Origin of the sequence: Methylorubrum salsuginis, assembly GCF_900114375.1 — a bacterium.
GTDB lineage: Bacteria > Pseudomonadota > Alphaproteobacteria > Rhizobiales > Beijerinckiaceae > Methylobacterium > Methylobacterium salsuginis.
In genome coordinates this window covers 131,086-144,654 of the sequence record NZ_FOSV01000006.1, presented here as the reverse complement: position 1 = coordinate 144,654, position 13,569 = coordinate 131,086, and the positions used below count along the sequence as shown (strand labels likewise).

Sequence of the window (13,569 nt, the reverse complement as noted above, 5' to 3'; positions counted from 1 at the left end):
CTCCGTTCACCACGGAAAATGTTTCACGGGAAACACTCAGACTTCGTTCACCCTTTTTCGGACAGACCAGCCGCGCGCCCCACGGGGCGCGCCATCGACGTGTCCCGGACGGCCTGCGATGCAGGTGCGAGGGCTGTTTCTTCCCGCCGGACGGCGATGTGGGGAGGGTACGGCCGTGATCCAGATCCGCGATGAGATCGCCTCGGACGTTGCCGCGCGCGAGCGTCTGCTCGATGCCTGCTTCGGCCCGTCCCGTTTCCTGAAGACGTCGCAGCGTCTGCGCGAAGGCCGCCTGCCCGCGCAGGGGCTCGCCCTCACGGCCGTCCAGGACGACCAACTCGTCGGTACGGTCCGCCTGTGGGAGGTCGCGACCGGTTGCGGCCGTCCCGCCCTGCTGCTCGGGCCGCTCGCGGTCGACCCCGCCGTGCAGGGCGCCGGTCTCGGGGGCGCGCTGATGCGCGAGGCACTGACGCGCGCGGCCGATTTCGGTCATGCGGCCGTCCTGCTCGTGGGCGATGCGCCCTACTATGCCCGCTTCGGCTTCGCCGAGGCGCGGACGGCGGGGCTCGCCATGCCCGGCCCGTTCGAGCGCGCCCGCTTCCTCGGTCTCGACCTGACCCCCCGCGCCCTCGACGGCGCGGCCGGTACCCTTCAGGCCACCGGCCGTCTTGCATCCGTGCCGGAGATCGCCGCCGCGACCGCCGCGGTCGCGTCACGACGACAGGCCGCGTGAGCTGAGATCGGGCGAGCCGTCCCCGCCGAAGGAATGATCCCAATCGGCGCTGATCCTGACGCATCGCCGATGGCCCCCGCGAAGGCGGGGGGACTGCCGTCGCGTCCCCACGAGCGCCCAAGGCCCGCCCCGAGGGCGATCCGCTGGCGATCCGTCAGCGGGCGCAGCGCTTCCGCACAACGCGGCGGCCGGAAAAGCTGTCTTTACCCACCGGGACGGCCCGCTTCCGTCCGGGCAGCGCGATCCGCAGGGCGATGAGCCTCCGCGGCCGTGATGGCGCGCTGCGGGGATAGCCGCATTCGGCGCGCTGTTGCCCGATTGCGAAAGCGAGACCGGCTCTCAGAACTTGCCGAGCAGCGGAAATTCCTGGCTGAGCGTCGATTCCGCCGGCAGCGGCGCCTCGCGACGGCGGGGCTTGCGGTTGAGCACCTGCTTCAGCTTGGTCTTGAGCAGGTTGATGTCGAACGGCTTGAGGATGAACGCGTCGGCGCCCGCGACATGGGCGAGGTTGATGTCCTCGAAGTCGAACGAGGCCTCGGTGAGAATGAAGGGCGTGTTCATCAGGGCGTCGTCGGCCCGGATCTCGCGCAGCAACTGCAGCCCGTCCATCGGCTCCATGGCGAGGTCGGAAATGACCAGGGCGTAGCGGCGCTCGCGCAGGCGGATCAGGGCTTCGGCGCCGTCGGCGACGCCATCGACCTCCGGGAAGCCGAGCCGGGTCATCAGCTCGATGACGAGACGCAGCAGCTTGGGCTGGTCGTCGACGATCAGGATGGGGAGGGTGTCGCTCATGGGTTCCCGCAGCCCTTGTGAGGCCTTCTACCTTAAACGAACAGGTGATCGATGCCCTGCTTGGCCATAGACTCGGCCTGAAGGGTCGCCGCGAGGGCGTGGATCGCGGCGCCTTTCGGCGTGCCCCGCTGAAGCATCGGCAACAGCCCGGCCTTGAGGAAATGCGCCTCGTTGGTCGGGCCGCGCGTAACGGTCGTGAACGACGTGACGAATTCACGCTTCACGATCTCGCGCCATTCCACGATCTGCACGTCGCGGTGGCGGTTGTCGTTGGCGATGCGCTGGAAGGTCTCGTGGACCGATTGCCGCTCGCCCTCGACCACCTGCAGCGCGAACGGCCCGTCGAGGATCAGGAAGCTCGTGATGACGGCGAACTCGTTCTTCTTCTGAGCCTGCCGGGTGATCTCTCCGATCTGCTTGGCCCGCATGGCCGGATCGACCGAGAGGTTCAGGCGCGAGAAGTAGATCAGGTGGACGAGGCTCGTCCTCTTGCTTTTCATCGGTCTCGTCCGGGCGAAGGCCAGGACCGAACGCTAACAACATCCGGAATAACGGGGCGTAAACGGCGCGAGGCGGCAGTTTCTGCCGGGGCGGAGCGGCGGTTGCGACCGAATCTGCCGGGTTCCGTCGAGGCGAAGGCAATGAAATCAAGCGTTTAAGTCTGGCACGGGGGTTGCGCTCCCTCCTCCGAGGAGCCGGCCGCCGTAAGCGGTCCTTTGGGAGAAGCCAGGGCCATGGACGTTTTTTCCGCGTTGCAGACGGCGGTCTCGGGCCTGAGGGCCCAGGCCTTCTCCCTCGACAACATCTCCGGCAACATCGCGAACTCGCAGACCACCGGCTACAAGCGGATCGACACCACCTTCGTCGACATGATCGCCGAACGCGACACCAAGCATCAGGTCGCCGGCACGGTCGCGGCCTATTCCGAGCTGACCAACACGATCCAGGGCAACCTGCGCGACACCGGCGTGTCCACCAACATGGCGCTCAACGGCAACGGCTTCTTCGTCGTCCAGAAGCGGACCGTCGATGCCGGGGGAGGGACGGCTTTCTCGTCGTCGAACCTCTATACCCGCCGCGGCGACTTCTCTCCCGACAAGGACGGCTACCTCGTCAACGGCGCGGGCTCCTATCTCACCGGCGCGAGCCTGGATCCGGCCACCGGCCAGACGGTCTCGAACGGTCCGATCCGGATCGCCAACTCGCTCCTGCCGGCCAAGGCCACGACCACGGTCTCGTATGCGGCCAACCTCCCCAGCACGCCGGCCACGACGGGCGCCAAGGCCAATAAAGGCCTGCTGCCGGCGCTGACCGGGGGCGGCGCGGACCCGCGGGTCCTGACCGGCACCGGCACCGGCACGGTGGCGGTCAGCGATGGCCAGACCTTCATCGACAACAGCATCGCCGGGCCCGCGCTCACCGTCTACGACGCCTCGGGCGCGCCCGTCAGCCTCAAGACCCGCTGGGCCAAGGTGGCGAACGCCGACAGCACGGCCACCCCCGCCACCCAGGACACGTGGAACCTGTTCTATGCCGACAAGTCCACGGTCTCGGACAGCGCGACGAGCTGGACCAATGTCGGCCAGGCCTTCCAGTTCGATAAGGGGCAACTCACGGCGCCGACCACGACCAGCGTGACGATCGCCACCCCGACGATCGACGGCGTGCCGCTCGGTCCGATCACCCTCGACCTCAGCGGCGGCCTGACCCAGTACGCCTCGTCGAGCGGGACGGTGGCGCCCGGCACGCTCAAGCAGGACGGCTACGCCTCCGGCTCGCTCAACGCGGTCGATGTCGGCGAGAACGGCGTCATCAGCGGCACCTATTCTAACGGCCGGACCCTCGAACTCGCCCGGATCGCGGTGGCGCAGTTCATCAATCCCGACGGGCTGAAGCCCGATTCGCTGGGCAACTACCAGCAGACCACCGCCTCCGGCGAGCCGCTCGCCGGTCTGCGCGACACCACGGTGGTGGGCGCCAATGTCGAGCAATCGAACACCGACGTGGCCTCCGAATTCTCCAAGATGATCGTCACCCAGCAGGCCTACTCGGCCAACACCCGGGTGATGTCGACGGCGCAGAGCATGATCTCGGATTTGATCAACGTCATTCGCTGATTCTGAACGCTTTCCCCCATCCATGGATCTCGGGCCTGCCCGCGATTCGGGGTGAGGGGATTCTCGGACAAGAAGGAACTGGGCCTTGGCCTTCGATGCGCTCACGACGGCAACGGCCGGTCTGCGGGTCACGCAGTCGCAGATCGGCGTCGTCTCGCAGAACATCGCCAATGTCGGCACCGTCGGCTACGTCCGCCGCACGCTCACGCCGGTCACCACCGGGCCGGGCAATGCGGGCGTGGCCTCCGGCACCATCGCCCGGGCGATCGACGCGGCGGCGCTCAAGCAGTTGCGCTCCGAAACCTCGGGGGCCGCCTATACCTCGACCCTCGCCGGCATCCGCGGGCAGCTCGATGCGCTCTACGGGCGGCCGGGCGACGGTTCCGCGCTCGACGGCATGTTCAACGGCTTCACCCAATCGCTCCAGTCGCTGGCCGCCAACCCGACCTCGACGGCCGCCCGCACCACCGTGGTCTCGGCGGCCTCGGGCCTGGCCACGACCATCGCCACCGCGGCCAACGGGGTGCAGTCGCTGCGCTCGGGCCTGGAGGCGCAGCTCGCCTCCGACACGAACGATGCCAACACCCTGCTCGGACAGCTCGCCAAGCTCAACGCCCGGCTGGGCGCCACGCCGAAGACCGACGCGAGCCGCCCCGATCTGGAGGACCAGCGCGATCAGGCGCTCAACAGCCTCGCCGGACTGATGGACATCAACACCGTGACGCTCACCGACGGCAGCGTCAGCGTCCTGACGGGCTCGGGCGCCACCCTGGTCGATCACGGCAACGCCGCGACCCTGAGCTTCTCGAGCCGCGGCACGCTCTCGGCGCAGGCGCTCTATTCCGACGATCCGAGCCAGAGCGGTGTCGGCACGATCATGGCGACGCTGCCGGGAGGCGGCAAGATCGACCTGATCGCCTCCGGGGCGATCCGCTCCGGCTCGATCGCGGCGGCGGTGGAATTGCGCGACACGGTGCTGCCCCAGGCCCAGCGCCAGCTCGACGACCTCGCCGCTGGCCTCGCCCGCTCGATGTCGGACCGTCCCGCCACCGGCACGGCGCCCGCCGACGGTACCAAGAACGCCCTGGACATCGACCTGACCGGCCTGACCTCGGGCAATGCCGTCACCCTGACGGTTCAGGACGGCGGCGTGCAGCGCAACCTCATCCTGATACCGTTCTCCGGCACGCCGCCGGCTTCGGTGCCGGCCGGGTTGACCGACGATTCCGAGGCGACGGTGATCCCGTTCCAGTTGCCCGGCAGCGGCAACGGCGCGCCCGCGACCCTGCAGGAGGCCCTGTCCCAGGCTCTGGGCGGCGGCTACGCGGTCTCGGCGGCGCCGGGCGGAGCGGCGGGCGCGGTGCGCATCGCCGGGACCGGCAGCGCCAGCCTGCTCGCGGCCTCGGCCAGCGTCACCCAGGTCGATTCGGCCACCGACATCAAGAGCGGCAAGACCCAGATCCCGCTCTTCGTCGACGGCAAGGCCGCCACCCTGTTCACCGGATCGTTCGAGGGCGGCTCCCAACTCACGGGCTTCGCGCAACGCATCAGCATCAACCCGTCGGTGGCGGGCAACGCCGCGAGCCTCGTCGGCATCACCGGCTCCGGAACCAGCACCGGCGACGCGACCCGGCCGCAGGCTCTCTACGAGGCCCTGACCGGGACGCCCCGCACCTTCTCCTCGGCGAGCGGCATCGGCGGCATCGATGCGCCCACCACGTCCAGCGTGGCGGAATTCGTCCAGGGCGTGATCTCGGTGCAGGGGTCGGCGGCGGCCGCCGCCCAGGATCTCGACCAGGGCCAGGGCATCGCGCTGTCGACCGCGCAGGGCCGCTTCGCCTCGACCTCCGGCGTCAGCATCGACGAGGAGATGTCGAACCTCATCGCCCTGCAGCAGGCCTTCACGGCCAATGCCCGCGTGCTGACCGCAGCCCGCGACATGCTCGACACCCTGATGCGGATCTGACGGGGCCTCCATGACCAGCATCTCCGCCTTCGCCGCCGGGACCTACCGCTTCGACCGGCAGGCCTCGAACCTCGTCGGGATGAAGTCCGAACTCGACGACCTGTCGCGCCAGCTCGCCACCGGGCGCACCGCCGAGACCTATGGCGGCCTGGGCGCCGGGCGCTCCACCAGCCTCAGCGCCCGCGCCGGCATCAGCGCCCAGGACGGCTACCTCGCGGCCATCACCACCGCCGACACGCGGGTGAAGCTGACGACGGCCAGCCTGACCCAGATCAAGACGCTGTCGGACAGCGCCCGCTCCAACCTCAACGGCCTCCTGACCTCGCAGAACAAGGCGTTGCCCTCGACCAGCGTGCAGCTTGCCGACAACAATCTCTCGGCGGCCATCGACGCGCTGAACCAGCAGGTGGGCGACGTCTACGTCTTCTCCGGCCGGGCGACCGACACCCGCCCCGTCGCCTCGCGCGAGCTGATCCTGAACGGCGACTCCACCCAGGGGCTGGCCGGCGTCAAGGATCTGATCGCCGAGCAGAAGAAGGCCGATCTCGGCCCCGACGGCAACGGTCGCCTGAGCCAGTCGCGCATCGGTGCCGACATCACCCTCACCGAAGACGCGAATGCGGAGGCGCGGGCGAATTTCGGCTTCTCGATCGTCGGCGCCACGGTGCCCGCGGGCGGGACCATCACGACCGCGCTCACCGCGGCCACGCCCGCCACCGCCAGCCCGGTCTTCGCCGAGAACCCCACCGACGGCACGCGGGTGCGGGTGGCGGTGAACCTGCCCGACGGCAGCCAGGCGACCTACGACCTCACCGCGCGCACGAGCGTGGCGACCGGCTCGACCGATTCCTTCGCCATCGGCGCGAGCCCGGAGGAGACCGCCGCCAACCTTCGGACCCTGCTCAAGGGCCTGCCCGGAGAAGGCGCGCTGGCCAGCGCCCAGAGCGCCTCGCCGCCCGGCCTGTCCGTACAGTTCGAGGGCGGCAGCCCGGCCTCCCTCGCCCTGTCGGTGGCCGGTACGCCGAAGGCCGGCGACGCCTTGACCGTCACGCTGGCGATGCACGACGGCACCACCAAGACGATCAAGCTGACGGCCCGCGGCAGTGCGGATCCGGCCTCGGCCACGACCTTCGCCATCGGGGCGACCCCGGAGGACACCGCCGCCAACCTGAACCAGACGCTCGGCAACGCCCTGAAGACCGCCGCCGACACCGATCTCGCCGCGAGTTCGACGACGCGGGCCGCGACGAACTTCTTCGAGGGCTCGCCGACCGCAGGCCTCGCGCCGCGACGCGTCTCCGCGGACGGCAACGGCTACGACCCGGTCGCCGGCGCCGGGACGGTGATCTGGTACCAGGGCGACGACAGCGCCGACCCGCGTGCCACCGCCACCGTGCAGGTGGGTGCGAGCCGCACGGTCCAGATCGGCGCCCAGGCCAACGAGGCGGCGATCCGCAAGACCCTGGCCGGGCTCGCGGCGGTAGCGGCGGAAAACTTCACCGATGCGACCGGCGCGGTCGATACCGCCCGCTTCAACGCCACCGCCGAGCGGGTGTCCTCCGACCTCACGCCGGACGCCGACCGGAGCGGCCTCGAAGGCCTCGTCACGGATTTCGGTCTGGCCTCGAGCAGCATGGCCAACGCCAAATCGGTCGCCAACGCCACGAAGGCGACCCTGGAGAACTCGCTCGACGGGATCGACACGGTCTCGACTCAGGAGGTCGCCGCCAAGCTCGTCAGCCTGCAGACCCAGCTCCAGGCGAGCTACAAGGTCACCTCGATGCTCTCCGAGATGAGCTTGGTGAACTACCTGAGGTGACGCCTCTCCTTCCCTTTCGGGAAGGAGAGGAATGCCCTCGCCTCACGCCCCCCTGAGGCTCGCCAGATCCAGCGGCAGCGAGCGCAGCCGCTGCCCCGTCGCGGCGAAGATCGCGTTGGAGATCGCCGGCGCCAGCACCGGCACGCCGGGCTCGCCGATGCCGGTCGGGGCCGTGTCGGAGGGGACGATGTGCACCTCGACCTGCGGCATCTCGGAGATGCGGGTCGGCTGGTAGCTGTCGAAATTCGTCTCCTGCACCACGCCGTCCTTCAGGGTGATGCGGTTGCGCAGCACCGAGGACAGCGCGAAGCCGACCGCGCCCTCGACCTGGGCCCGCACCACGTCCGGATTCACCGCGACGCCGACATCGACCGCCGCCACGATGCGGTTCACCTTTACGCCGGACTCGCCCGCCGTCACGTCCGCCGCCATGGCAACGTAGGAGCCGAAGGATTGGTGGACGGCGACGCCCAGGCCCCGGCCCTTCTCGGCGGGCTTCCCGCTCCAGCCGGCCTTCTCGGCGGCGAGCCGCAGCACCCCCGACAGGCGCGGCGCCCGCGTCAGCAGCGACAGCCGGTAGGCGACCGGATCGGCACCCGCGGCTTGCGCCAGCTCGTCGATCATCACCTCCATCACGTGGGCGGTGTGGGTATGGCCGACCGAGCGCCACCACAGCACCGGCACGCCCTCGCGGGCATTGTGGACCTCGAAGCGGTAGGCCGGCAGCCCGTAGGGCGTGTCGGAAGCGCCCTCGACCGTGGTGCCGTCGATGCCGTTCTTCACGAGCATCGCCTCGAACGGCGAGCCGATCATGATCGACTTGCCGACCATGGTGTGGCGCCAGCCCGCGACCTGCCCCTTGGCATCGAGCCCCGCCTTGACGGTGTGGTAGACCTGCGGCCGGTAATAGCCGCCGGCCATGTCGTCCTCGCGGGTCCAGACCAGATGGACCGGGGCCTTCCCGCTCCAGGCCTTCACGATGGCGGCGGCCTCGGCGAAGTAATCGGCGCCCGGCGTTGCGCGGCGGCCGAACGAGCCGCCGGCCCATTGCGTGTGCAGACGGACCTTGTCGGTCGTCACGCCGAGCGTGGCCGCGAGCACCGCCTGCTCGATCGTCTGGATCTGGCAGCCGGCATAGACATCGTAGGAGCCGTCCGCCGCCCGCTCGATCGTGGCGTTGAGCGGCTCCATCGCGGCATGGGCGAGGTAGGGGAAGGCGAACTCCGCCTCCACCACTTTCGCCGCGCCCTTGATCGCGGCATCGGCGTCCCCCGCCTGCGAGGCGACGAGGCCCGGCGTCCGGGCGGTCTTGCGGTACTCGGCAAGAATCGCGTCCGAGGAGCGGGTCTCGGCGGCGGACTCGTCCCACTCGATTTTGAGCGCCTCGCGGGCCTTCATCGCGGTCCAGGTATCGCGGGCGATGACGGCCACGCCGGTCGGGATTGTCACGACCGCGACGACGCCGGGCATGCCCTGGGCGGCTTCCGCATCGACCCGCTTCACGCTCGCTCCGAAGCGCGGCGGGTGGGCGACGAGCGCCGTCACCTGACCGGGGCGGCGGATGTCGAGGGAATAGATCGCGGTGCCGTCGGTCTTGGCCACGGAATCGATGCGCGGCACGCCCTTGCCGATCAGCGTCCATTCGGCGGGCGATTTCAGCCGCGGCTCCTGCGGCACTTGCTTGGCGGCCGCAGCCTCGGCGAACTCGCCGAACCGGCCCTGCTTGCCCGACTGATGCGCGAGCACGCCCTTCGACACGGTGATCTCGGAGGCCGGCACGCCCCACCTCTCGGCGGCGGCCGCGACCAGCATGGCGCGGGCGGCGGCGCCGGCCTTGCGCAGCTGGAACCACGAATTGGCGATGGCCGTGGAGCCGCCCGTGCCCTGCACGGGGCCCATCAGCAGGTTGGCGTAGAGCTTGGCGTCGGCGGGCGCGAAGGCGACGCGGATCTGGCTCCAGTCGGCGTCGAGTTCGTCGGCCAGGATGGTGGCGAGCCCGGTCGTGTTGCCCTGGCCCATGTCGAGATGCTTGATCATCACCGTGACGGTGTCGTCAGCACTGAGCCGCACGAAGGCGTTGGGCTGGGCCGGACCCTTGGACAGGTCGGGCCCGCCGCCCTCCGCCGCCCGCGCCCCGCGCAGATCGAGCCGGAAGGCGAGCAGCACGGCGCCCACGGCCGCGCCGCCGAGGAGGGCGCGCCGGGACGGCGAAGGCGCGTTGATTCGGGCGTCGGTCAAATCGAGCTTGAGCATGCCGGCTCCTTCGGATCGGAGTGCAAAAATTACGCGAGGGAGCGGGCGGCTTCGTGGATCGCGGCGCGGATGCGCTGGTAGGTGCCGCAGCGGCAGACATTGCCGTCCATGGCGCTGTCGATGTCGGCGTCGGTCGGCTTCGGGTTCTCGGTGAGCAGGCCGATCGCCGACATGATCTGGCCCGACTGGCAGTAGCCGCACTGCACCACGTCGAGCTTGCGCCACGCGCCCTGCACCGCCTCGGCGACCTTGCCTTCGATGCCCTCGATGGTGGTGATCTTGGCGCTCCCCACATCGCCGATGCGGGTCTGGCAGGCGCGCACCGGCTGGCCGTCCATATGGACCGTGCAGGCGCCGCATTGCGCGATGCCGCAGCCATACTTGGTGCCGGTGAGGTCGAGCCGGTCGCGGATCGCCCAGAGCAGCGGCATGTCGGGATCGGCATCGACCTCGAGGGCCGCGCCGTTCAGGTGGATGGTCAGCATGCCGCCGCTCCGGAATCTGGAATCGTTCCGATTCTGGACGCGCCCGCGGTCCGCCGATGTGCGCCAGCGCACTTGAATACAAGATAGGGGGCTCGGGGCCCGAATCGGAACAATTCGCAGCACCGCCGAAGCCGCTTCTTAACGGTTCGCGGGCACCCTTGGGCTCCCGTATCCGGCCGGTTCGCGGTCGAGACGCCGACACCTCTCAGCGACCCGAACCCCCAGGCATGGCCGACCTCACAGCGGAGATGGTGCAGCGCGGCCGCGGGCCCTCCTCGCAAGAGGTGGCCAAGCGGCGCGGCATCGCGCGCGACATGCGCTCGGCCCGGGAGCGGCTGACCTCGACGAGCGGTCTGGAGCGCGCCTTCGACCACGAATTGCTGCGCCTCTACGCGCGGTACCGAGCCGGCGCGGCCCTGCCGCTTCTGGCGCTCGCCGTGGCGCTCGCCGCCGCCTCGCTGGTCTGGCTGCGCCCGCTCGTCGCCATCCTCTGGTGCGCGGCCGCCTGCGGCACGGTGCTGCTGACCGTTTGGCTGGCCCGCCGCTTCCTGCGCCAGCCGCCCGAAAGCCTGTCGCTCGCACGCTGGCGGCGCGCCTTCATCGCCGCCGAATTCGGGCAGAGCCTCGCCTGGGCGATGATGATGCTGGTGGGCGCGCCCGATGCCCGCACCTTCGCGCTGTTCGGCCTCGTCATCGTCGCGGCGGTGACGACGATGCTGGCCGCGACCGTGCCGATCGCCGCCATCTCCGGCCTGATGCCGCTGATGCTCGCGGCGCTCTCTCTGCTCGTGTTCTCCCGCGACACCGACACGATGCTGCTCGTCGTCATGACGGTGGGCAGCCAGTTGTTCTTCGCCGGCCTCGCCCGCCGCCTCTACGATTCGGCGGTGAAGACGCTCCAGTCGCGGACCGAGAAGGACGCGATCTTCGCCGAACTCGAACAGGCCAAGGCCAATTCCGACGAAGCGCGCAGGCGCGCCGAGGAGGCCAACCTCGCCAAGTCCCGCTTCCTCGCCACCATGAGCCACGAGCTGCGCACGCCGCTCAACGCGATCCTCGGCTTCTCGGAGGTGATGAAGAACGAGGTGTTCGGCGCCCACACCGCGCCGGCCTACAAGGAATACGCCAACGACATCCACGACAGCGGCATGCACCTGCTGACGCTGATCAACGAGATCCTCGACCTCTCGCGCATCGAGGCCGGTCGCTACGACCTGACCGAGGAGGCGATGCAGCTCGCCCACACGGTCGAGGAGTGCCGCCACATGATGGCGCTCCGCGCCCGCTCCAAGGGCCAGACCTTCTCCAGCTTCGTCGACGAGACGCTGCCGCGGCTCTGGGCAGACGAGCGCGCCGTGCGCCAGATCGTGCTCAACCTGCTCTCGAACGCGGTGAAGTTCACCCCGCCCGGCGGCGAGATCGTGCTCAAGGTCGGCTGGACGGCGTCGGGCGGACAATATGTGAGCGTCAAGGATTCCGGGCCCGGCATCCCCGAGGACGAACTCGGCACCGTGTTGTCCTCGTTCGGCCGCGGCTCGCTCGCGATCAAGACCGCCGAACAGGGCTCCGGGCTCGGTCTGCCGATCGTGAAGGGCCTCGTCGATCTCCACGGCGGCCACTTTCAGCTCAAGTCGAAGCCCCGCGAGGGCACCGAGGTGATCGTCACCTTCCCGGCAAGCCGCGGCATGGATGCCCTGCCCGCCGTGGATCTGGCCGCCCGCGAGCCGACCCCGGCGCCGCCGCCCACGCGGCGGGCGCGGGCGGCCTGAGGTCGCTTCTCCTCGAAGTTGAGGCGCGCAGAGGTCGAGCCGTATCCTCTGCGCCTGGCCTGCGAGGAAACCTCGGCACGGACCGCGCTCTCCGGGCGGGATGCGGTGGCGCCGGCCGCCGTCTCGAAACGGAAAGGGCCCGGAGCGTTTCCGCTCCGGGCCCTTTCCGTTTGTGATGCGAACTGGCGCCTTACTCGGCGGCGTTCGGCGTATCCGTTGGCTCCGGGGCCGGCTCGCCCTCGGCGCCCTTGTAGCGGGTGCGGCGACGGCGGGGCTTGGCTGCCGGGGCCTCGTCGACGGGCGAGGCGGGGGCGGCTTCGGCGGCGGCCGGCGTCTCGCGCTGCGGGGCGGGGCGGGGCGCCTCGGCCTCGTCGGCGACCGGCCGCGGGTTGCGGGTGGCCGTCATCAGGAAGGCCGGCAGCGCGCCCGGATCGGCGACCTCGGCGACGGGACGGGGCTCGGCGCGGCGACGGCTGCGGGTCGGCGCGTCGGGACGCACCGGACCCTCGGCCCGCGGCTCCTGACGCACCGGCTCCTGACGGACGGGTTCCGGGCGCGCCGCCTCCTGGCGGGGGGCCTCCGCGCGGGGCGCGTCCTGATGGGCCGGCTCCTGGCGGACGGCCTCCTGGCGGGGCGCGTCGTGCTCGCCGCGTCCGCCTTCGAGGCGGTTGTTGTCGAACCGATCTTGGCGGTCTTGGCGATCTTGGCGGTCGTGCTGGCGGTCCTGCCGATCCTGGCGGTACTCGCGGCGGCCCTGGCCCTGCTCGGGGCGCCCTTCCTGCGGGCGGCCACCGCCGTCCTGCTGGCCGTAATCGGCCCGATAATCCTGCCGCCCGCGGTCGCCGCGCTCACCCCGATCCTGGCGATCCTGACGGAACTCGCCCCGATCCTGGCCGCGGTCCTGGCGGTCACCGCGGAAATCCTGCCGCGGCGCGTCGCCCCGGTTGTAGTCCTGGCGATCCTGGCGGTTGCCGTCGAAGCGCTGCTGGCCCCGGTCGTTGCGATCGTTGCGGTCGCGGCCCTGAAAGCGCTGCTGGCCCCGGTCGTTGCGGTCGTTGCCGCGATCGTTGTTGCGATCCTGGCGACGGTTGTCGAAGTCGTGGCGCTCGAACGGCTGGGGCGCCTGGGTCGGGTCGCCGTACTCGTCGGTGCCGTAGCCGAAGCCGGGGCGGCTGCCCTCGGCGGCCTGTGCACCCTCGTCGTCGCCGTCCTCGTCCTCGTCGAAGCCGTTGCGGGCATAGCCCTGGGCGGCCTGCGGACGGCCTTGCTCCTGTGCGGCACCGGTGATGATGCGGAAATAGTGTTCGCCGTGCTGGAAATAGTTCTCGGCGGCGATCGGGTCGCCGCTCGCCAGCGCGTCGCGGGCGAGCTGGGCGTACTTGTCGGCGATGTGCTGGGCGTTGCCGCGGATTTTGACGTCGGGCCCGTTCGACTCGTAGGAGCGGGTCAGCGGGTTCGGACCCTTGGGCCGGTTGTTGTTGTTGCGGCCCCGCATCCGTCGGTTCTGGTTTGGTCTCATCGGCCTCGATTGACCCTCGTTACCTGTCGCTCAGCGTGACTGACAAAGTTGCGGCCTGTCATGGACGGCGCGTCCGGCGCCATCGGCGCGCCCGCGCTGCCTGCCGCTCGTCCGGT

The 13,569-nt window shown here is 70.3% G+C and carries 10 protein-coding genes; 5 read left to right on the top strand and 5 right to left on the bottom strand.

Features of this window, described 5'->3' with window-relative positions; genetic code table 11:
* Positions 1 to 175 precede the first annotated feature (175 nt).
* The gene (locus tag BM140_RS09910) at positions 176 to 733 is read left to right on the top strand and encodes a GNAT family N-acetyltransferase (protein WP_091944874.1); all 558 of its coding nucleotides are present in this window, start codon (positions 176 to 178) and stop codon (positions 731 to 733) included.
* Positions 734 to 1,072: 339 nt separating this feature from the next.
* Here BM140_RS09910 and BM140_RS09905 read toward each other — a convergent pair whose 3' ends face one another.
* Complete coding sequence (locus BM140_RS09905) at positions 1,073 to 1,525, bottom strand: response regulator (protein WP_091944871.1); 453 nt, start codon at positions 1,523 to 1,525, stop codon at positions 1,073 to 1,075.
* Between the two features lie 32 nt (positions 1,526 to 1,557).
* Positions 1,558 to 2,025 carry a BLUF domain-containing protein gene (locus tag BM140_RS09900; RefSeq protein WP_091944869.1) on the bottom strand — a complete coding sequence of 156 codons (468 nt, stop codon included), beginning with the start codon at positions 2,023 to 2,025 and terminating at the stop codon, positions 1,558 to 1,560.
* A 234-nt stretch (positions 2,026 to 2,259) separates the two neighbouring features.
* On the opposite strand from BM140_RS09900, the gene BM140_RS09895 reads away from it, so the two are divergent.
* From BM140_RS09895 to BM140_RS09885, 3 genes are all read left to right on the top strand, one after another.
* Positions 2,260 to 3,642, top strand: coding sequence for a flagellar hook protein FlgE (locus BM140_RS09895; protein ID WP_091944866.1), 1,383 nt, complete (start codon positions 2,260 to 2,262; stop codon positions 3,640 to 3,642).
* Between the two features lie 85 nt (positions 3,643 to 3,727).
* Positions 3,728 to 5,608, top strand: coding sequence for a flagellar hook-associated protein FlgK (gene flgK, locus BM140_RS09890; protein ID WP_091944862.1), 1,881 nt, complete (start codon positions 3,728 to 3,730; stop codon positions 5,606 to 5,608).
* A 10-nt stretch (positions 5,609 to 5,618) separates the two neighbouring features.
* Positions 5,619 to 7,427: a flagellin gene (locus tag BM140_RS09885; RefSeq protein ID WP_091944859.1), complete on the top strand. Its 1,809-nt coding sequence runs from the start codon at positions 5,619 to 5,621 to the stop codon at positions 7,425 to 7,427.
* A gap of 42 nt (positions 7,428 to 7,469) precedes the next feature.
* Here BM140_RS09885 and BM140_RS09880 read toward each other — a convergent pair whose 3' ends face one another.
* Positions 7,470 to 9,680: a xanthine dehydrogenase family protein molybdopterin-binding subunit gene (locus BM140_RS09880; protein ID WP_091944856.1), complete on the bottom strand. Its 2,211-nt coding sequence runs from the start codon at positions 9,678 to 9,680 to the stop codon at positions 7,470 to 7,472.
* A 29-nt stretch (positions 9,681 to 9,709) separates the two neighbouring features.
* A complete protein-coding gene (locus BM140_RS09875) occupies positions 9,710 to 10,165 on the bottom strand; it encodes a (2Fe-2S)-binding protein (protein ID WP_091944853.1) in 456 nt (151 codons plus the stop codon).
* Positions 10,166 to 10,392: 227 nt separating this feature from the next.
* On the opposite strand from BM140_RS09875, the gene BM140_RS09870 reads away from it, so the two are divergent.
* Complete coding sequence (locus BM140_RS09870) at positions 10,393 to 11,934, top strand: sensor histidine kinase (RefSeq protein ID WP_091944849.1); 1,542 nt, start codon at positions 10,393 to 10,395, stop codon at positions 11,932 to 11,934.
* A gap of 190 nt (positions 11,935 to 12,124) precedes the next feature.
* Here the strand turns inward: BM140_RS09870 and BM140_RS09865 are convergent, their stop codons facing one another.
* Positions 12,125 to 13,429, bottom strand: coding sequence for a DUF4167 domain-containing protein (locus BM140_RS09865; protein WP_091944845.1), 1,305 nt, complete (start codon positions 13,427 to 13,429; stop codon positions 12,125 to 12,127).
* Between the last annotated feature and the right edge of the window lie 140 nt (positions 13,430 to 13,569).